Source organism: Glacieibacterium arshaanense, assembly GCF_004681125.1.
In the GTDB taxonomy this organism is placed as follows: domain Bacteria; phylum Pseudomonadota; class Alphaproteobacteria; order Sphingomonadales; family Sphingomonadaceae; genus Polymorphobacter_A; species Polymorphobacter_A arshaanense.
Genome location: NZ_SIHO01000002.1, coordinates 111686 through 131789, shown reverse-complemented (window position 1 = coordinate 131789; position 20104 = coordinate 111686). Strand labels below are relative to the sequence as shown.

Genomic DNA, 20104 nt, shown 5'->3' with positions numbered 1-20104 from the left:
CGCTAAATCAGCACCCGACGAATGCAGGTGGAACAAATAGCATGGCGATCCGTCCTCGAACGCCGAAGCTGGCCAGTGACAGCTTTCGCCCCTTTCAAGCCGATACTTGCCATTCCGCAACCTGCCCCAGTGCGGTCATTGCCGTCGTGGCTGGGCGCTAGGCACAAGCCTGAGTGATTGTGGTAAACAGAAATTAATGGTGCCTTTTCGTCGGCGAGCTTCCAGTCGATAGCTCCAGCCTTGGCGAGCCGAACCGCTGTATCGGTGAGTGCCATGTCGCCCCCCATTCGTTTCGCGGACTGCCCTTCCAGAAAAAGGCCCCGAAAAAGCCCCCAGATTTTCCCGATTGCTGGCGAACACCGGCAACCGTGAGCGGTTAACGTGAGGACTAAACTACCTGATTTTCTTGGTTTTTGCGATCATTCCCGGACGCTAACGGTCGGGGGAATGGTGCCCAGGAAAGGACTCGAACCTTCACATCGTTTCCAATACCAGCACCTGAAGCTGGCGCGTCTACCAATTCCGCCACCTGGGCACGGTTGCGAGTGCGGCGGGTTACGCAGGTCGCGTCGGCTTGTCAACCGGTGTGCGGCAAATCAACAGACATTGTCTTGTCACGCGTGTTGCGCCATGACGGCTCCGACGCGCCGGGGCTGTTCGGCGCACGTGCAAAAGGGTTTCGAATGCAGTTGTTCGACACGCGCCGCCTGGGTCCCGACGGGCTGGCAGTCATTGTCGGCGGTTCGGGTTTCATCGGCCGCTATCTTGTCCAAGAACTGGCGCGCACCGGCGTGCGGATTCGCGTCGTCGTGCGCAACGAGCCCGCGGCGCTGTTCCTCAAGCCATTGGGTTCATTGGGGCAGATCGAAATTATTAGCGCCGATGTGCGCAGCCCGGCGTCGCTGGCGCAGGCCTTTGACGGCGCGACGCTCGGCGTCAATCTAGTCGGCATCCTCGATGAAAGCGGCCAGAAGTTCGATTCGGTCCAGCACCTTGGCGCCGCTGCCGTGGCGCGAGCGGCCGCCCACGCCGGCGTCGAAGCTTTCGTCCATGTCTCGGCCATCGGTGCAGCGAGCGATTCGCCGGCGCAATATGCCCGCAGCAAGGGCGACGGCGAAGCCGCGGTGCGCAAGCTGCTGCCCGTGGCGACGATCGTGCGCCCGTCAATCGTCTACGGCCCCGAAGATGCGTTCCTCAACCGCTTTGCCGGGCTGGCACGCAGCCTGCCGGTGATGCCGGTGATCGCCGGCGATACGAAGTTCCAGCCGGTTTACGTGCGCGACGTAGCGCGTGCGATTGTTGTGGCGCTCGCCGATCCGGCGCGCTTTGGCGGCAAGACCTACGACCTCGGCGGGCCGCGCGTGTACACATTCCGGGCGCTGCTGGCGTGGATCCTCAAGGAAATCCGCATCGACAAGCCGCTCGTCGATATTCCGCCGTTTGCCGCCAAGGCGATGGCGCAACTCGGCAAGGTGCTGCCCGGCATGCCGATGACCTATGACCAGTGGCTGATGCTTCAGTCGGACAATGTCGCGGTGCTGCCGGGGCTCGCCGAATTCGGCATCGATCCGACGCCGATGGAAGCGATTGCGCCGGGTTATCTCGAACGATTCCGTACCGCCGGGCGCTTCCACCGCGACCGCGCCGCCTGATTTTTCCAGCTTGCAAGGACTGACCGATGGTCGAACATTCACTGCTCGACATCATCATCATGGGTGTTGTCGAAGGTCTGACCGAGTTTCTGCCGGTCTCCTCGACGGGGCACCTTATTCTCGCGGGCGAGCTGATCGGCTTCAAGAGCGATACCGGCGCGACGTTTGAGATCGCCATCCAGTCTGGGGCGATTCTGGCGGTGCTGGTAGCATATTGGCGGCGCTTTACCGACGTGCTGGTCGGGCTTTTCGCGCGCGATGCCGGCGCCATTGCTTTTGTCCGCAACGTGCTGCTGGCGTTCTTGCCGGCGGCGGTCATCGGCTTCCTGCTGATCGACGCGTTCGAGGCGATGCTGTCGAGCCCGATCACAGTCGCGATTGCGTTGATTGTCGGCGGTGTCGTTATCCTGCTCATCGAACGCAGTGTGCGCGTCCCGCGCTATACGAGCGTTGAAGCCATGCCGTGGCGCGCGTCGCTCGGCGTCGGGTTCGTCCAGTGCGTCGCGATGATCCCCGGGGTGTCGCGATCGGGTGCGACGATCATGGGTGGGTTGTTGCTCGGGCTCGACCGCAAGACCGCGGCGGAGTTCAGCTTCTTCCTCGCGGTGCCGACGATTGCCGGCGCGACAGTACTGCTGCTGTGGAAGCATCGCCACGACCTCGATACCAGCCAGATGGGCGCTATCGGCATCGGCTTTCTGGTGTCGTTCCTGGTGGCGCTGGTGGTCATCAAGGGCTTTGTGGTGCTGGTCAGCCGCTACGGCTTCGGGCCTTTTGCCTGGTACCGAATCATCGCGGGATCGGCGGCCTTGGTGTGGTTGCTGGCACGATAGTTCCGTTTTGCAACTAAATTTCCATCGAAATCAGACTTTTCGAGCGTGAAGTCCGGCAAAAATTCGATAATAGACAACATTACTGACCTATCGGCCAGATAGTGCGTGACTCGGGCCCTAAACCGACCTATTCGAACCACTCGTTCGGGAGTCGGTGATGTCAAACGCCATAATGCTCAAATTCACGCAGACCGCGCAGGCATTCCCGCCCAAGCGCGGCGCAGCCGAGCGCGCCGACGACTTTCTCGAAATCGCCACGCCGTACATATTGGCGAAGGCCGAAGAGCAGGCATCGCGCTGCTCGCAGTGCGGCGTGCCGTTCTGTCAGGTGCATTGCCCGCTGCACAACAACATCCCCGACTGGCTGCGGCTGACCGCCGAAGGCCGGCTTGAGGAAGCCTATGAGATTTCGCAGGCGACCTCGTCGATGCCGGAGATCTGCGGCCGCATCTGCCCGCAGGACCGGCTGTGCGAGGGCAACTGCGTCATCGAAAAGGGCTTCGGCTCGGTCACCATCGGCTCGGTCGAAAAGTTTATCACCGATACGGCCTGGGACTCCGGCTGGGTCAAGCCGCTGGTGCCGCTCGCCGATCGCAGCGGGCAGTCGGTGGGTATAATCGGCGCCGGCCCGGCCGGGCTGACTGCTGCCGAGCAGCTGCGCATCAAGGGCTACGACATCCACATCTATGACCGCTACGACCGTGCCGGCGGGCTGCTGACCTACGGCATCCCCAACTTCAAGCTCGAAAAGCAGGTCGTCGGGCGCCGCATCGCGCGTTTGGAGGCCGGCGGCATCGCTTTCCACAATGACTTCGAAGTCGGCCGCGATGCCTCGCTCGCCGAACTCCGCGAGCGCCACGACGCGGTGCTGATCGCAACCGGCGTCTATCAACCGCGTGAACTCGCTGCCCCCGGCATCGAGGCCAACGGCGTCATTGCGGCGCTCGACTATCTGGTCGCCAGCAACCGCATCGGCTTTGGTGACGAGGTGCGCGATTTTGATGCGCTAAACGCCGAGGGTCGCGATGTCGTTGTCATCGGTGGCGGCGATACCGCGATGGACTGCGTGCGCACCGCCATCCGTCAGGGCGCGACGTCGGTGCGATGCCTATACCGCCGTGACCGCGCCAATATGCCGGGCTCGCAGCGCGAAGTCGCGCATGCCGAGGAGGAGGGCGTCACCTTCGAATGGCTGTCGGCACCCGACAGCTTCGACGCCGACACCGGCAACGTCAGCTCGGTCAACGTCGCGCGCATGCGGCTCGGCGCGCCCGACGCCAGCGGCCGCCGCGCGCCCGAGCCCGAGCCGGGTGCGCCGGTGGTGCTGCCCGCGACGCTGGTCATCAAGGCGCTGGGTTTCGACCCCGAACCGCTGCCGTTGCTGTTCGGCGCGCCTGAACTCGGCGTGACGCGTTGGGGAACTCTGCGCGTCGACAACCGTTCGATGCAAACCAATATCGACGGCGTTTTTGCCGCCGGAGACATCGTGCGCGGCGCCAGCCTTGTGGTATGGGCAATCCGCGACGGACGCGATGTCGCTAAGTCGATGCATCAACATCTGGTCGCCAAGGCCCGGGCTGCAGCCCGCAAGCCGGTTGCCGCCTAAGGAGTAGTCAATGATCCGCAACCTCATCATCCTCGGCCTGCTGGCCACCGCGACGCCCGTGCTGGCGGCCGCCGACCCGGCTTCTGTTGCCGCCGCCACCGCGCTTGTCGAACAGCTCGACGTCAAGGGCCAGATTACCGCAAGCGCGAACCAGAGCATCGCCAGCATGCGGTCGGGCGCCGCCATCACCCAGATGCTGTCGCAGCAGCCGGGCTTCGAACAGGCACGCGCGGCCAACCCCGCCAAGTTCAAGGAAGTGCTGGGCCGTGTCGGCGTCATGCAGGCCAATGCCGCGCAGAAGGTCGTGACCGCGCAGATCCCGGCGGTCGTCAATGCGGCAATCCAGGCCTATGCCAAGAACTTCACCGCCGCCGAGCTCAAGGCGCTGTCGGACTTCTACCGCAGCCCGCTGGGTATCGCGATGCAGACCAAGCAGCCGCGCGTGATGGCGGAAATCAACCAAGCCACAAACCAGCTGATGGGCGCCAAGATCGGTGCCGCGATGCAGGCGCTGGGCCCGCAGATCGATGCCGAGCTGAAGAAGCTGCAGCCCGCTGCCGCCGCACCACCCAAGAAGTAACGCAAGCCGGCACTGGCCGGCGGAGAGACCCAGATGAGCCCGACCCCCTACGACTTCGCGCATAACCAGACAGAACGTCAGCGTATAGCAGAAGTCGGCATGTACCGCCCCGATCTCGAATCGGATGCATGCGGGGTCGGGCTGGTCGCCGCTACCGACGGCAAGGCATCGCGCCGCGTCGTCACTGCGGCGATCGACGCGCTCAAGGCGGTCTGGCACCGCGGTGCCGTCGATGCCGATGGCAAGACCGGCGACGGCGCCGGTATCCATGTCGAAATCCCGGTCGACTTTTTCCACGAGCACATCGAACGCGCCGGCCACCGGCCGCGCCCGAACCTGCTCGCGGTCGGGCAAATCTTCCTGCCGCGCACTGACCTCGCCGCGCAGGAAAGCTGCCGCACCATCGTGGAATCCGAAATCATAGGCTTCGGCTATAAAATCTACGGCTGGCGCCGCGTCCCGGTCGACGTCAGCGTCATCGGCGACAAGGCGATGCAGTCGCGCCCTGAAATCGAGCAGATCATGATCGCCGGGCCGCGCACCGGTCGCATCGTCGATCGCGCTGCCGCCGAGGCGTTCGAGAAGGACCTGTTCCTGATCCGTCGCCGCATCGAGAAGAAGGTCATCGAAGCGCAGATCCAGGGCTTTTACGTCTGTTCGCTGAGCAGCCGCTCGATGATCTACAAGGGGCTGTTCCTCGCGCAGGAGCTGTCGATCTTCTACCCCGACCTCAACGACGAGCGCTTCGTGTCGCGCTTCGCCATCTATCACCAGCGCTATTCGACCAATACCTTCCCGCAATGGTGGCTGGCGCAGCCGTTCCGCTGCCTCGCGCACAACGGCGAAATCAACACCGTGCGCGGCAACAAGAACTGGATGAAAAGCCACGAGATCAAGATGGCGGCCTCCGCCTTCGGCGAGCTTTCCGAAGATATCAAGCCACTGGTGCCGGCGGGCGCGTCGGACACCGCCGCGCTCGATGCGGTGTTCGAGGCGCTGGTGCGTTCGGGCCGCGACGCGCCGACCGCCAAGCTGATGATGGTGCCCGAAGCCTGGGGCAAGGACGACACGCTGCCCGATGCACACCGCGCGATGTACGCGTTCTTCGCCAGCGTCATGGAGCCTTGGGACGGGCCGGCGGCGCTTGCGATGACCGATGGCCGCTGGGTCGTCGCCGGGCTCGACCGCAATGCGCTGCGGCCGCTGCGCTACACGCTGACCAACGACAATCTGCTCATCGTCGGTTCCGAAACCGGGATGGTCGTCGTCCCCGAAGCTACCGTGCTGCAAAAGGGCCGGCTCGGGCCGGGCGAGATGATCGCTGTCGACCTCGATGGCGAGGGCAATGAGGGCGCGCGCTTCTACACCGATGACGCCATCAAGGACCGCATCGCTGCTGCCGCGCCCTATGCCGAATGGGTGGCTAACTTCGGCCGCTTCGAAGACCTGCCAGGTGCCGACGGCCCCGAGCCCGCCGCGCAATTCGACCGCGCGACCTTGCGCCAGCACCAGATTGCCGCCGGCATCACCATGGAAGACATGGAGTTGCTGCTCGGCCCGATGGTCGAGGATGCCAAGGAAGCCATTGGCAGCATGGGCGACGATACGCCGCTCGCGGTGATTTCGGACCGGCCGCGGACGCTCAGCCACTTCTTCCGGCAGAACTTCAGCCAGGTCACCAACCCGCCGATCGACAGCCTGCGTGAGACCCGGGTGATGAGCCTGAAGACGCGCTTTTCGAACTTCGGCAACATCCTCGATTCAGACGCGCGCCAGGAAGGCGTGATGGTGCTCGACTCGCCGGTGCTGACCAACAAGGGCTGGGACTTGCTGCTGGCGCATTTCGGCGCGGCGGCCGCCGTCATCGATTGTACTTTCGACATCGCCGACGGCCCCGAAGGCCTGCGCGCCGCGATCGCCCGCGTCCGCGAAGAGGCCGAAATCGCCGTACGGTCGGGCAAGTCGCAACTGTTTCTGACCGACGAGAACCAGTCGGCGACGCGCGCAGGCATCACGATGATCTTGGCCGCCGCCGGCGTCCACACGCATCTCGTGCGCAAGGGGCTGCGAACCTACGCCAGCATCAACGTGCGGTCGGCGGAATGCCTCGACACGCATTACTTTGCGGTGCTGATCGGCATCGGCGCCACCACCGTCAACGCCTGGCTGACGCAGGAAGCGATTGCCGACCGCCATGCGCGCGGACTGTTCGGGACCCTTTCGTATGACGCGTGCGTCGCACGCTATAAAAAGGCCATCGACGACGGGCTGCTCAAGATCATGGCGAAGATGGGCATTGCCGTCGTCTCGTCGTACCGCGGCGGCTACAACTTCGAAGCCGTCGGGCTCAGCCGCGCGCTGGTCAACGACTTCTTCCCTGGCATGCCTGCGAAGATTTCGGGCGAAGGCTTCGTGTCGCTGCACATCAACGCCAAGCTGCGCCACGACGCGGCGTGGGAGGAGGAGGCGCTGGCGCTGCCGATCGGCGGGCTCTACCGCTACCGCGCCGGCAGCGAGGCGCACGCCTATCAGGCCGGGCTGATCCATTTGCTGCAAAAGGCCGTCGCCGACGATAGCTACAGCGAATATCTGCAGTTTTCGAACGGCGTGCGCGAACTGCCGCCGATCTACCTGCGCGACTTGCTCGAATTCAACTGGGCCAAGACCCCGGCGCCGATCGAGTCGATCGAATCGATCACCGAAATCCGCAAGCGCTTCGTCACGCCGGGGATGTCGCTCGGCGCGCTCGGCCCCGAAGCGCACGAGACACTGGCGATTGCCATGAACCGCATCGGCGCCAAGGCGGTGTCGGGCGAGGGCGGCGAAGATAGCATCCGCTTCAAGCCCTACCCCAACGGCGACAACGCCAATTCGGGGGTCAAGCAGATCGCGTCGGGGCGCTTCGGCGTCACCGCCGAATATCTCGGTGCCTGCGAGGAAATCGAGATCAAGGTCGCGCAAGGCGCCAAGCCCGGCGAGGGCGGCCAGCTGCCGGGCTTCAAGGTCAGCGAGATGATCGCGCGGCTGCGCCATTCGACGCCCGGCGTGTCGCTGATCTCGCCGCCGCCGCACCATGACATCTATTCGATCGAGGATCTGGCGCAGCTGATCTACGACTTGAAGCAGATCAACCCCACTGCACGCGTCTGCGTCAAGCTGGTCAGCTCGGCGGGCATTGGCACCGTCGCGGCGGGTGTCGCCAAGGCGCACGCCGACGTCATCCTGATTTCGGGACACGTCGGCGGGACAGCCGCCTCCCCGCAAACCTCGATCAAATATGCCGGCACGCCGTGGGAAATGGGGCTGTCCGAAGTCAACCAGGTGCTGACGCTCAACGGGCTGCGCCACCGCGTCAAGCTGCGCACCGACGGCGGGCTCAAGACCGGCCGCGACGTCGTCATCGCGGCGATTCTGGGCGCCGAGGAATATGGCATCGGCACGCTGAGCCTCGTGGCGATGGGCTGCATCATGGTGCGCCAGTGCCATTCGAACACCTGCCCCGTCGGCATCTGCACGCAGGACGAGGCGTTGCGCAAAAAGTTCGACGGCTCGCCCGAGAAGGTTATCAACCTTATGAGCTTCATAGCTGAGGAAGTCCGCGACATCCTCGCCAAGCTCGGCGTGCACTCGCTCGATGAAGTCATCGGCCGCACCGAACTGTTGCGCCAGGTCAACCGCGGCGCCGAACATCTCGACGACCTCGATTTGAACCCGATCCTCGCCAAGGTCGATGCACCCGACAACATGCGGCGCTTTTCGATCCCGACGCACCGCAACGAAGTCCCCGACAGCCTCGATGCCGACATGCTCAAGGATGCGCGCTTCGTGTTCGAGCGCGGCGAAAAGATGCAGCTGACCTATTCGGTGCGCAACACCCACCGCGCCGTCGGCACGCGCATGTCGGCCGCCATCACGCGCCAGTTCGGCATGTTCGGGCTCGAACCCGGCCATGTCCACGTCCGGCTGCGCGGCTCGGCGGGACAGAGCCTCGGCGCGTTCGGCGTGCAAGGGTTGAAGCTCGAAGTGTTCGGCGATGCCAACGACTATGTCGGCAAGGGGCTGTCGGGCGCGACGATCGTCGTGCGGCCGACGGTGTCGTCACAGCTCGCCACCCAGGACAACACCATCATCGGCAACACCGTGCTCTATGGCGCCACCGCCGGGAAACTGTTCGCGGCGGGGCAGGCGGGCGAGCGCTTCGCGGTGCGCAATTCGGGTGCGCGCGTGGTGATCGAAGGCTGCGGCGCCAACGGCTGCGAATATATGACGGGTGGCGTTGCGGTCATCCTCGGCGAAGTCGGCGACAATTTCGCCGCCGGCATGTCGGGCGGCATGGCGTTCGTTTATGATCCACCAAATAGTTCCGGGGGCGGCAGCTTCGCGCACCACGTCAACGCCGAGTCGGTCGTCTATGACCGCCTCCGCAGCGCCTATTGGGAGAATCTGCTGCAATCGATGGTCGCCGAACATCTGGCCGAAACCGATTCGAAATGGGCCGCCGGCCTGCTGCTTGATTGGGAGCGGGTGCGTCACCACTTCTGGCAAATCTGCCCGAAGGAAATGCTGACGCGGCTGCAGCACCCACTCGACGACACGCCGCAACGCGAGGCAGCGGAGTAAACTATGGCGAACAAGCAGGACCCGTTGATTGAAAGCCTGATGGCACTGGCGGTAAGCGCCGCGCCGCTGATCCAGCGCGCCCGCGACTCAGGGCTGTTCAAGCCCGGCTCGCGCGAGGCCGAGGCCAGCGAGATCGTCATCACCCCCGACCCGGCGCCCGCCGCGCCCGCCGCGCCCACCCCCGACTTCGCTGCCGAAAAGGCGGCGCTGCAGGATATCGTCGTGCAACAGGCGATGCGCATCAACGCGCTCGAAGCCGAAGTCGCGGCGTTGAAGGCGGCGCGCAAGGCCAAGAAGCCGGCCTAGGAAAAGTGCCTCCGGCGGGCCGGCCTGAGGCCTGCACCCATTTATTTGTTCGGCGCTTCGCAAGCCAGCGCGGCGATTAATTCACCGGCGCAAGTGTCGGGTGCAGGCGTCACGCCTGCCCGCCGGAGGCTCTTTCTTCATTCTTCATGCATAAGCAATTGCCCCGCGCGCGCTGGCCGCTAAGGTGCCCCGGTAATGTGGCATCTCTATCAACACACGCTCTGTCCGTTTTCCCGCAAGGTCCGCTTTCTCGCCGCTGAAAAGGGCGTGACGGTCGAGCTCGTGCGCGAGCTGCCGTGGGAGCGCCGCGACGGCTTCATCGAGCTCAACCCCGCCGGGCAAACGCCGGTGCTCAGCGACGGCACGCTGGTGCTGATCGATTCAGTGGCGATCTGCGAATATCTCGAAGAAACCGTCGAGCGCACCTCGCTGCTCGGCTCGGGCGCCGCCGAGCGCGCCGAGCAGCGCCGGCTGATCGCCTGGTTCGACCAGAAATTCTATTCCGAAGCCGTAGTGCCCCTGCTGTCCGAGCGCATGTTCAAGCGTGTCGTCGCGCGTGCTGCACCCGATGCCGGGGTGCTGCGCGCCGCCGGTCGCGCCGTCGAAGGCCATCTCGACTATTTCGACTATCTGCTCGAACGCCGGCGCTGGCTGTCGGGCCCGGCGTTCGGCATGGCCGACATCGCCGCCGCCGCGCACATCTCGGTCGCCGACTATCTCGGCGGCATCGACTGGGACGGCCATGATTCAACACGGCAATGGTATTCGGCGCTGAAGTCACGGCCGACGTTCCGCCCGATGCTTGGCGAGAAGATGGAAGGCCTGCCGCCGCCACCGCATTACGACAAACTCGACTTCTAAGAGCCTCCGGCGGGCAGGGGTGACCCCTGCACCCGATTGTTTGGCCGCGCACTATATCGCCGCTACAGTGCGCGCGTGACCGATCTCCCCGCCAAACTTGCTGCTGAAGCTGCGCGCATCGGTTTCGCCGCCATCGGCATTGCGCCGGCCACCGCCGCGCCACAAGCCGGCGAACGGCTGCGCGCCTGGCTCGCCGACGGGCGGCACGGCGACATGCTGTGGATGGCCGACACCGTCGACCGTCGCGCCAGCCCGCAAGGGCTATGGCCCGAAGTCCGCTCGGTGATCATGCTCGGCACCAGCTATGCGCCGGCGCTCGATCCGCTGCGCCATGCCGGCCACCCCGACACCGGCGTCATCTCGGTCTACGCACTCGGTAGCGACTATCACGACAGCATCAAGAAGCGGCTCAAGGCGCTCGCCGGCTGGCTGGTCACCGCGGCCGGCGGCAACGTGAAGGTCTTTGTCGATACCGCGCCGGTGATGGAGAAGCCGCTCGCCGCCGCCGCCGGGTTGGGCTGGCAAGGCAAACACACCAACCTCGTCAGCCGCGACTATGGCTCGTGGCTGTTGCTCGGCGCGATCTACACGACGCTGGATTTGAACGCCGACACCCCGGCCCGCGACCGCTGCGGTAGTTGCACGGCCTGCCAGACCGCCTGCCCGACAAACGCCTTCCCCGCGCCGTACCAGCTCGATGCGCGGCGCTGCATTTCCTACCTGACCATCGAACACAAAGGCCCGATTCCGGCCGAATTCCGCACCGCCATCGGCAACCGCATCTACGGCTGCGACGATTGCCTCGCGGTTTGCCCGTGGAACAAGTTCGCACAGGCCGCGCACGACCTGACCTATCGCCCGCGCGCAGAACTCGTTGCGCCGGCGCTCGCCGACCTGCTGGCGCTCGATGATGCGGGGTTCCGCGCCATATTTGCGGGCTCCCCGGTCAAGCGCATTGGCCGCAATCGTATGGTCCGCAATGCTGCGATTGCGGCGGGCAACAGCGGCGACCAATCTCTAATGCCAGCACTCCAAACCCTGGCCGCCGATGCGGATGTCGTGGTCGCCGAAGCCGCAGGCTGGGCGCTCGAAAAGCTTAGCGCGGTGCCGTTTCGGGTGCCTTGAGCGTTTCGTCGAGCCACTTCGAATCGAGCGTCGAGCTTGGCGGTGCTGCCGGCTCGGGCGCCAGCGTCTCGGGCCGCACGCCATCGGCGGGTGGCGTGCCTGCGTCGATGCCGTAGACCTGGTCATCGGGTTCGACAACGACATCAGGTGCGGCGACTTCGGTGGTCAAGTCCGCCGGCGGCGTGCCCCCGACCGCGCGACTCATATAGGCGGCAAACGCGCGTGCCGGTGCGCGACCACCCGCCAGCCCCGGCACAGCGCGCGCATCATCGCGGCCCATCCACACGCCGGTGGTCAGCTCGTTGGTGAAGCCCAAGAACCAGCCGTCCTTGTTCGAACTGGTGGTGCCGGTCTTGCCCGCCAGCGGCCGGCCGATTTGCGCGGCGCGCCCGGTGCCGGTTTCGACCGCCGCCTTGAGCAGGTCGGTCATCTTCGCCGCAACATAGGGCGCGACCAGAATGCGCGGGTTGGCGGTTTCGCGTTCGTACAGCACGTTGCCGTTGGCGGTCGCAATGCGCGTAATCGCATAGGGCCGGACCTCGTTACCGTTCGCCGCGACCGCGGCATAGGCGGTGGTCATTTCGAGCAGCGTCACGTCCGAGCTGCCGAGCGCCATCGCCGGCGTCCGGTCGATCGGCGTCGTCAGCCCGAAGCGCCGCGCGGTATCGGCGACGGTATCGAAGCCGACGCGTGCGGCAAGCTGTACCGCCACCGTGTTGACCGACTGCGCGAACGCCTGCCGCACCGTCATCGCGCCGAGGAACTTGCCGTTGCTGTTCTTCGGCGACCAGCCTCCGATGGTGACGGGTTCATCGACAACGCGGTCGTCGGGTTCGACGCCGTCCTCCAACGCCGCCAGATAGACAAACAGCTTGAAGCTCGACCCCGGCTGGCGGCGCGCGGCCACAGCGCGGTTGTAGTTCGACGTCACATAGTCGCGGCCACCGACCATTGCGCGGACACCGCCGTCGCGCGCCATGCTGACCAGCGCGCCCTGCGCGCCGTCGGGCGTTTCGGTGGCAATCGCGGCTTCGGCGTCGCGCTGCATCGCCGGATCGAGCGTCGTCGATACGGTCAGCGAGGCGACGCTTTCATCGGTCAGTTCCTCGACCTGCGAAAGCACCCAATCAGTATAGTAGCGCACGCCCGACGTGCGCTCCTGCGGCGCAAAGCGCAGCGTATCAATATTGGCAGCCGCCGCCTGTTCGGACGAAATCGCACCGCTGTCGGCCATCGTCGCGATGACGGTGGCTGCGCGCGACTTGGCGCGCACCGGATCGGCCGAGGGGGCATAGCGGCTCGGCGCCTTGACCAGCCCGGCGATAATCGCGGCCTCCTCAAGGCTGAGCGATGCGGCGCTATGGCCGAAGAACTTGCGGCTCGCGGCATCGATGCCGTAAGCGCCGCCGCCGAAATAGACGCGGTTGAGATAGAGTTCGAGGATGGCATTCTTGGTGAACTTGCGCTCGATCGCCAGCGCCAGCACGATCTCGCGCAGCTTGCGGCTGTAGCTCTTGTTCGACGTCAGGAAGATGTTGCGCGCCAGCTGCTGGGTGATCGTCGAGGCACCCTGGACGTTGCCGCCGGCGCGCGCATTGACCACCACCGAGCGCGCGATACCGATCGGATCGACACCGGGGTGACTGTAAAACCGCCGGTCCTCGACCGAGATCATCGCCGCGGTCATCGTTGCCGGAATCTGCTTGTACGGCAGCCACTGCCCGTACGACGGCCCCAGCGCGGCAATGACGCTGTCATCGGCACCGCGAATTTCCACGCTCTGGCCATTGGGCGACGCCATCAATTCGTCAAAACTCGGTAACGACGCCATCGTCATCGCCACCGCAATGCCCAGCCCGATCAGCCCGAGCAACGTCACCAGCAGCACAAACCGCAACAAGCCGCCGAGAAACCCGCCGGCGCGGCGACGCGGCGGCGTTTTGGGTGCGGGGCGGGAGGATTTGGGCGGCATATAAGTCCCAGCCGGATTAGGCGCGAATTGCCGCGCCAACAAGCGCGGGATTTAGACGGTGGCGGATTTCAATGGAGTGAACGGGAAAGGGCCTCCGGCGGGCAGGCCTGAGGCCTGCACCCATTTGTTTGGCGTTCTTCAATCGGGTGCAGGCCTCAGGCCTGCCCGCCGGAGGCTCTTCAAGCCAAAACCACCTGTGCACCCGCCTGTTCAGCCAGAAACCCGACCATGCCGCCGGTATCGACACCGCTGGCGAGTGCATCGGCTTGCATGCCGGCGGCGGCGAGGCCGGTCTGGCAGGCGGTGACGCGGACGCCGAGCGCCATCGCATCGGTGAGCAGTTCCGGCGCAACGCCGTGGCGCAGGCTGGTGACGGCGCTACCGTCGAACAGCATCGCGACGGGTCGCGATAGTGCGGCGGCGGCGGCGGCGAGGCGCAGTGCGGCGTCGATGCGGTCGGGTTCGGTGACGATGATGGCGAGCGCGCTCATAGGTCGTTTCCTTGATTGCCGCAGCCGGGGCAGCCGGGGTCCTTGGGCAGCCGCAGCGTGCGCATCCGTGCCGCGAGCGCATCGTAAAGCAGTAGCCGTCCGGCGAGCGAGGTGCCGAAGCCGGTGAGTTCGCGGATGACTTCGAGCGCCTGCATCGCGCCGATGACGCCGGCGAGCGCGCCGATGATGCCCTGGTCGGCGCAGCTTTCGCCGGCGCGGTCGGTGGCGGCGCCGACGTAGCAGCGGTAGCACGGCAAGTCGGATTGCCAGCCGCGGAAGGTGGCGAGCTGGCCTTCGAACGGCCCGACGGCGGCCGAGACCAGCGGGATGCGCAGCGCGTGGGCGGCGTCGGCGACGGCAAGCCGCGTCGCGAACGAGTCCGAGCCATCGGCAACGACATCATGCGCGGCGAGCAGCGCCGTGGCGTTTTCGGGGGTCAGCCGTACGTGCTGGCGGTTGACCGCGACATCGGGATTGAGTCGGGCGACGGCGTCAGTGGCGGCATCGGTTTTGGCGCGGCCGACGTCATCGGTGCCGAACAGCAGCTGGCGTTGCAGGTTCGACAGCGCGACGCTGTCATCATCGATGATCGTCAGCTGGCCGATGCCGGCGGCGGCGAGATACTGGATGCAGGGTGACCCAAGGCCACCGGCGCCGACGATGGCAACGCGGCTGACGCGCAGCTTTAGCTGCCCGGCGCCGCCGATTTCCTTGAGGATGATGTGCCGCGCGTAGCGGTCGAGTTGATCGTCGGTCAGTTCGCTCATGCGGTGCCGGTCGAACCGAAGCCGCCTGCCCCGCGCACCGTTTCGTCAAGCGCGGCTTCGCGCCAGCGGCCGCGCGTGACGGGGGCGACGACGAACTGCGCGATCCGCATGCCGCGCGTGATGGTGAAGGCTTGCGTGCCGAGGTTGACCAGCAGCACCTTGCACTCGCCGCGGTAGTCGCTGTCGATGGTGCCGGGCGCGTTGACGACGGTGACGCCGTTGTTGATCGCCAGCCCGGAGCGTGGTCGCACCTGGACTTCAAAGCCGGCGGGAATGGCGATGCGCAGGCCGGTCGGCACCGCGGCGCGCATGCCCGGCGCCAACACGAGGTCGTCATCGACCGCCGCGCAGACGTCCATGCCGGCGGCACCGTCGGTGGCATAGGCCGGCAGCGGCAGGCCGTCGGCATGCGCCATGCGTTCGAGCAGGATTTCGACGTCAGGCGAGCTCATCGGCAATCCTTTGCGCCAGTCGTGCGGCGACCTGCGCCTTGGGCAAGGTCGGCCAGTCCTCGATGCCAGCGGCGGTAATCAGATGCACGGTGTTGGCATCGCCGCCCATCACGTCGCCCGACACATCATTGGCGACGATCCAGTCGGCGGCCTTGCGCAGGCGCTTGGCGACCGCATGTTCGACGGTCGATTGCGTTTCGGCGGCAAAGCCGACGACAAGGCGCGGCCGCTGCGCGTGCGCCGCGACGGTCGCCAGGATGTCGGGGTTTTCGACCAATGCCAGCGCCGGTGGCGGCGCGCCGGCGGTCTTCTTGATCTTCTCGCCGGTGGCGGCGACATGCCAGTCGGCAACCGCAGCGACGAACACCCCGGCGTCGGCGGGCAGTGCGGCGAGCGTCGCGGCAGCCATCTCGCGTGCGGTTTCGACATCGACGCGGCTTACGCCGCGCGGGGTCGGCAGATTGACCGGCCCGGCGACCAAAGTAACGCGGGCGCCAAGCGCCGCGAGCGCGCCGGCAATAGCGAAGCCCTGCTTGCCCGACGAGCGGTTGGCGATGTAGCGCACCGGGTCGATCGGCTCGTGCGTCGGGCCGGCGGTGACGAGGATATGCTTGCCGGCCAGCGGCTGCGGCGTGTCACTCAAAGCGGCGGCAATCGCCGCCATGATGCGGTCGATTTCGGGCAACCGGCCGGGGCCGAACTCGCCGCACGCCATTTCGCCCGCATCGGGATCGACCACCGTCACGCCGCGGCCGCGCAACGTCGCGACGTTCGCCACGGTAGCTGCGTGCTGCCACATGCGGACGTTCATCGCGGGCACCGCGAGCACCGGCTTGTCGGTGGCGAGCAGCAGCGTTGTCGCCAGATCGTCGGCCAGCCCTGCCGCCATGCGCGCCAGCAGGTTGGCGGTGGCGGGGCAGACGACGACGAGGTCATTGGCGCGGCTGAGTTCGATGTGGCCCATCGCGGCTTCGGCATCGAGGTCGAACAGCTCGCTGTGCACCGGCGCCGCCGCGAGCGCGGCGAGGCTGAGCGGCGTGACGAACTGCGCGCCGCTCGCAGTCAGCACCGGCGTGACGCTGGCGCCAGCCTTGCGCAGCGCGCGCGTCAGCTCGAGCGCCTTGAACGCGGCGATGCCGCCACCGACGATCAGGAGTATGCGTTTGCCGTTCATGGCGGACACCTTAGCCGTGGTTGGTGCAGAATAGAACCGGCACTATTGCGGCGTCGGCGCGGCTTCGGGCGCGGGCTCGGGCGGCGGGGCCGGCGCTTCAGGCGCGGGTTCGGCCACGTCGGGCGCAGGCGCATCGGCAACGGTATCGGCAGTCGCCAGTGCCTCCTCGACCACCGCATCAAGGCTTGGTTGCGGCTTGGACTGGCGCGGTGCCGGTGTGTCGACGCTGCGCGCTGCCACCATGAAGCGCTTCCACAGCTTCGCCGGCACGCTGCCGCCGACGACCGAGCCGCTCATCGGGCTATTGTCGTCATTGCCGACCCAGACGCCGACAACCAGATCGCCGGCAAAGCCGATGAACAGCGCATCGCGGTGGTTCTGGGTGGTACCGGTCTTGCCGTACGTCGGAACACCGAGCTTGGCAGCGTTGCCGGTACCGTTGCGCACCGCGGATTGCAGCAGCTGCATCATTGGCTTGCGCGACGGCCAGTCCATGGGTTTGACGTCAGGCACGGGTTTGGCGAGCCCGGTCGCGACAATCGGATACTGGTCGGCCGCGACCGCGGCATAAGCAGCGGTCATTTCGATCAACGGCACCGCCGAAGTGCCGAGCGCGAGGCTGGGCTGGTCGGTGAGATAGGTGGTGACGCCGAGCTTGCGCGCCTGCTTGATGACGTTGGGGATGCCGACCTTCTGGCCGAGCTGCACCGCGACCGAGTTGCTCGACGCGGCGAAGGCGGTGGCGAGGCTGATCTTGCCGCGGTACTTGCCTTCGTCATTCTTGGGCGACCAGTCGCCGATCGTGATGGGTTCATCGACCATCGTCGTCGACGGCGTGTCGCCTTCGTCGAGCGCGGTCAAATAGACGAACAGCTTGAAGCTCGACCCCGGCTGGCGCATCGCCTGCGTCGCGCGGTTGAACACCGACGCCTTGTAGTTCGAGCCACCGACCATCGCGACGACACGCCCGTCAGGGCGCATCGCCACCAGCGCCGCCTGCGTGACATTGGCGCCCTTGAGCCCCGCCAGCGTGTCGGCGACGGCCCTCTCGGCGGCCTTTTGCATGCGCGTGTCGAGCGTTGTCTGGATGCGCGTGTCGCCGTACGCGCCTTCGTCCAAAGTCGCACGCGCCTGCGGCAGCACCCAGTCAGCGAAGTACGATCCCGTCGGTAGCGGCTTGCGCCCCGGCGTGTAGCGTGCCGGCCTGGCGCTATCGGCCTTGGCCTGCGTCAGCGCGCCGGTTTCAACCATCGCTGCGAGCACCAGATCGGCACGTTCCTGCGCGTCTTCGATATGGCGGCTCGGTGCCAGCCGCGAAGGTGCCTGCACCATGCCCGCCAGCATTGCCGCCTGCCCCAGCGTCAGCTCCTCGGGCGTCGTGTCGAAGAATGTCCGTGCCGCAGCGCGGATGCCGTACGCCCCGTCGCCATAATAGACGCTCGACAGATAGCGGCTGAGGATCTCTTCCTTGCTCAGTCGCGCCTCGAGCCACAGCGCGATGATGACTTCCTGCAGCTTGCGCTTGATGCTGCGCGATGAACTCAGGAAGCTGGTTTTCGCCAGCTGCTGGGTGATCGTCGAGCCGCCTTCGGCGACGCCGCCGGCCTGGGTGTTGCGCACCATGGCGCGCGCGATGCCCTGCGGATCGATCCCCCAATGGCTGTAGAAGCGTCGGTCCTCGATGGCGATCAGCGCGGCGGGCACATATTTGGGCAGCTTGGCGACATCGACCGGCGCTTCCTTGTAATCGCCACGCCGTGCGATCGGTTTGCCGTCCGCCGATAGCAAGACCAGCGAAGGCTCTTTGAGCGGCTCCAACGCCCGCCCCAGCGGTGCAGTGACGATCAGCCACGCCAGCGTTGCGACCAGCAGCAGCGCCAGCACCACCAGCAATTCGCGCCAGTGCCGCGCGGCAAAGCTGCGCGGTTGCGGGGTGGGTTCGGGCTGGATCAGTTCCAAAGAGCCTCCGGCGGGCAGGCCTGAGGCCTGCACCCATTTGTTGGCGCATAACAATCGGGTGCAGGCCTCAGGCCTGCCCGCCGGAGGCTCTTATCGTTCATGCCCGTTCGCGCGTCGCGGTGAACTTCACCGCCTTTTCGCGCTGCTCGGTATAGTTGAGCTCCCATTGGTCGCGCGCCAGGAACACCGGCGCGCCGTCGCGGTCTTCGGCAATGGCGCCGCGGTTGGTATCGATGAAGGTCTTGAGCGCAGCGGGGTCTTCGGCCGAAATCCAGCGCGCGGTATCGAACGGCGACGGCTCGAACCCGGCGGCGACATTGTATTCGGCACCGAGACGCGAAATCAGCACTTCGAGCTGCAACTGACCGACGACGCCGACAATCCACTGCGAGCCGATCATCGGGCGGAACAGCTGCGTCACGCCTTCTTCGGCCATGTCGGTCAACGCGGTGCGCAGCTGCTTCGACTTGGTCGGGTCGCCGAGTTTGACGCGGCGCAGGATTTCGGGGGCGAAATTGGGAATGCCGGTGAAGGTGATGTCATTCGGACCTTCGACGAGGCTGTCGCCGACGCGCAGCACGCCGTGGTTGGGGATGCCGATGATATCGCCGGGGAAGGCCTCGTCGGCGATCTCGCGGTCCTGCGCGAAGAAGAAGATCGGCGAGTTGATCGCGATGACCTTGCCGGTCGCGACCTGCCGCAGCTTCATGCCGCGCCGGAACTTGCCCGACGCGATGCGCATGAACGCGATGCGGTCACGGTGCTGGGGGTTCATGTTGGCCTGCACCTTGAAGATGAAGCCGCTGACCAATGGCGCATCGGGCGACACGGCTTCGGGCAAGGCCGGCTGCGGGCGCGGCGCGGGGGCGTATTCGGCGAGCGCGTCGATCAGCGCCTCGACGCCGAAGTCCTTGAGCGCCGAACCGAACAGCACCGGCGTCAACTGCCCGGCGCGGTAGAGCTCGGGATCGAATTCCGAATAGCCGCCGAGCGCCAGTTCTGCCTGTTCCTGCAGATGCGCCAGCTCGTCGGCGGGTACATAGTCGGCCAAGCGCGGGTCATCGAGACCGCTCATCTGGGTCGTCGCCCCGGCGCTGCGGCTGTCGCTGCCGTCGGGCGCGGTGAAGCGCGACTTGCGCAAGTCCCACAGCCCGCGGAACTGGCCGCCCTGCCCGACCGGCCAGTTGAGCGGTGCGACGTCGAGCGCCAGCATGTCGGCGATCTCGTCGATCAGCGCGAATGGGTCGCGGCCTTCGCGGTCGACCTTGTTGATGAAGGTGATGATCGGCACGTCGCGCAGGCGGCAGACTTCGAAAAGCTTGCGCGTCTGCGCTTCGATACCCTTGGCGGCGTCGATGACCATGACGGCGCTGTCGACGGCGGTCAGCGTGCGGTAGGTGTCCTCGCTGAAGTCCTCGTGCCCCGGCGTGTCGAGCAGGTTGAAGGTGATGCCGTTCCGTTCGAACGTCATCACCGAGCTCGTCACCGAAATGCCGCGCTGCTGCTCGATCTTCATCCAGTCCGATTTGGCGCGGCGGTTCTGGCCGCGGGCGCGAACTTCGCCGGCGAGATGGATGGCGCCACCGAACAGCAGCAGCTTTTCGGTGAGCGTGGTTTTACCGGCGTCGGGATGCGAGATGATCGCAAAGGTCCGGCGCTGATTGATGGAACTGGGATTGGCAGTCGACATAAGCGTTGGGCCTCTC

Annotated in this window: 16 protein-coding genes and 1 tRNA gene; 8 read left to right on the top strand and 9 right to left on the bottom strand. The window is 65.9% G+C overall.

Going from position 1 to position 20104, the window contains the following annotated elements; translation table 11 throughout:
• Nucleotides 1-2: 2 nt before the first annotated feature.
• Together EUV02_RS15630 and EUV02_RS06825 are read right to left on the bottom strand one after the other, a co-directional pair.
• A complete protein-coding gene (locus EUV02_RS15630; RefSeq protein WP_166430545.1) occupies nucleotides 3-275 on the bottom strand; it encodes a hypothetical protein in 273 nt (90 codons plus the stop codon).
• A gap of 173 nt (nucleotides 276-448) precedes the next feature.
• Nucleotides 449-535: transfer RNA gene (locus EUV02_RS06825), tRNA-Leu, on the bottom strand.
• An 85-nt stretch (nucleotides 536-620) separates the two neighbouring features.
• Between EUV02_RS06825 and EUV02_RS06820 the strand changes: the two genes are divergently transcribed.
• From EUV02_RS06820 to queG, 8 genes are all read left to right on the top strand, one after another.
• A complete protein-coding gene (locus EUV02_RS06820) occupies nucleotides 621-1652 on the top strand; it encodes a complex I NDUFA9 subunit family protein (protein ID WP_341533710.1) in 1032 nt (343 codons plus the stop codon).
• A gap of 26 nt (nucleotides 1653-1678) precedes the next feature.
• Nucleotides 1679-2485, top strand: a complete 807-nt coding sequence (locus EUV02_RS06815; RefSeq protein WP_135245509.1) for an undecaprenyl-diphosphate phosphatase — start codon at nucleotides 1679-1681, stop codon at nucleotides 2483-2485.
• A 157-nt stretch (nucleotides 2486-2642) separates the two neighbouring features.
• A complete protein-coding gene (locus EUV02_RS06810; protein WP_135245508.1) occupies nucleotides 2643-4091 on the top strand; it encodes an NAD(P)-dependent oxidoreductase in 1449 nt (482 codons plus the stop codon).
• Nucleotides 4092-4101: 10 nt separating this feature from the next.
• On the top strand, nucleotides 4102-4671 hold the full coding sequence (locus EUV02_RS06805; RefSeq protein WP_135245507.1) for a DUF2059 domain-containing protein: 570 nt from the start codon (nucleotides 4102-4104) through the stop codon (nucleotides 4669-4671).
• A gap of 33 nt (nucleotides 4672-4704) precedes the next feature.
• Entirely contained in the window at nucleotides 4705-9291 is a 4587-nt protein-coding gene (gltB, locus tag EUV02_RS06800; RefSeq protein WP_135245506.1) for a glutamate synthase large subunit, read from the top strand.
• A 3-nt stretch (nucleotides 9292-9294) separates the two neighbouring features.
• The gene (locus EUV02_RS06795; RefSeq protein ID WP_135245505.1) at nucleotides 9295-9597 is read left to right on the top strand and encodes a hypothetical protein; all 303 of its coding nucleotides are present in this window, start codon (nucleotides 9295-9297) and stop codon (nucleotides 9595-9597) included.
• Between the two features lie 195 nt (nucleotides 9598-9792).
• On the top strand, nucleotides 9793-10458 hold the full coding sequence (locus EUV02_RS06790; RefSeq protein ID WP_135245504.1) for a glutathione S-transferase family protein: 666 nt from the start codon (nucleotides 9793-9795) through the stop codon (nucleotides 10456-10458).
• A gap of 75 nt (nucleotides 10459-10533) precedes the next feature.
• Nucleotides 10534-11583: a tRNA epoxyqueuosine(34) reductase QueG gene (gene queG / locus EUV02_RS06785; protein WP_135245503.1), complete on the top strand. Its 1050-nt coding sequence runs from the start codon at nucleotides 10534-10536 to the stop codon at nucleotides 11581-11583.
• Here the strand turns inward: queG and EUV02_RS06780 are convergent.
• The 7 genes from EUV02_RS06780 to EUV02_RS06750 form a co-directional block, all read right to left on the bottom strand.
• A complete protein-coding gene (locus tag EUV02_RS06780) occupies nucleotides 11555-13483 on the bottom strand; it encodes a transglycosylase domain-containing protein (RefSeq protein ID WP_424022179.1) in 1929 nt (642 codons plus the stop codon). The genes queG and EUV02_RS06780 overlap by 29 nt on opposite strands.
• Nucleotides 13484-13734: 251 nt before the next feature.
• The gene (locus tag EUV02_RS06775) at nucleotides 13735-14046 is read right to left on the bottom strand and encodes a DsrE family protein (protein ID WP_135245501.1); all 312 of its coding nucleotides are present in this window, start codon (nucleotides 14044-14046) and stop codon (nucleotides 13735-13737) included.
• Nucleotides 14043-14813, bottom strand: coding sequence for a HesA/MoeB/ThiF family protein (locus EUV02_RS06770; protein ID WP_135245500.1), 771 nt, complete (start codon nucleotides 14811-14813; stop codon nucleotides 14043-14045). The genes EUV02_RS06775 and EUV02_RS06770 overlap by 4 nt, the downstream gene beginning before the upstream one ends.
• Nucleotides 14810-15265, bottom strand: a complete 456-nt coding sequence (gene dut, locus EUV02_RS06765; protein ID WP_135245499.1) for a dUTP diphosphatase — start codon at nucleotides 15263-15265, stop codon at nucleotides 14810-14812. Before dut ends, EUV02_RS06770 begins: the two co-directional genes overlap by 4 nt.
• The gene (gene coaBC / locus EUV02_RS06760; RefSeq protein ID WP_135245498.1) at nucleotides 15252-16439 is read right to left on the bottom strand and encodes a bifunctional phosphopantothenoylcysteine decarboxylase/phosphopantothenate--cysteine ligase CoaBC; all 1188 of its coding nucleotides are present in this window, start codon (nucleotides 16437-16439) and stop codon (nucleotides 15252-15254) included. Before coaBC ends, dut begins: the two co-directional genes overlap by 14 nt.
• 42 nt (nucleotides 16440-16481) lie before the next feature.
• Nucleotides 16482-18398, bottom strand: coding sequence for a transglycosylase domain-containing protein (locus tag EUV02_RS06755; protein ID WP_207790136.1), 1917 nt, complete (start codon nucleotides 18396-18398; stop codon nucleotides 16482-16484).
• Between the two features lie 97 nt (nucleotides 18399-18495).
• Nucleotides 18496-20088 (bottom strand): peptide chain release factor 3, encoded by a 1593-nt coding sequence (locus tag EUV02_RS06750; protein ID WP_135245496.1) that lies wholly within the window; start codon nucleotides 20086-20088, stop codon nucleotides 18496-18498.
• Nucleotides 20089-20104: the final 16 nt, after the last annotated feature.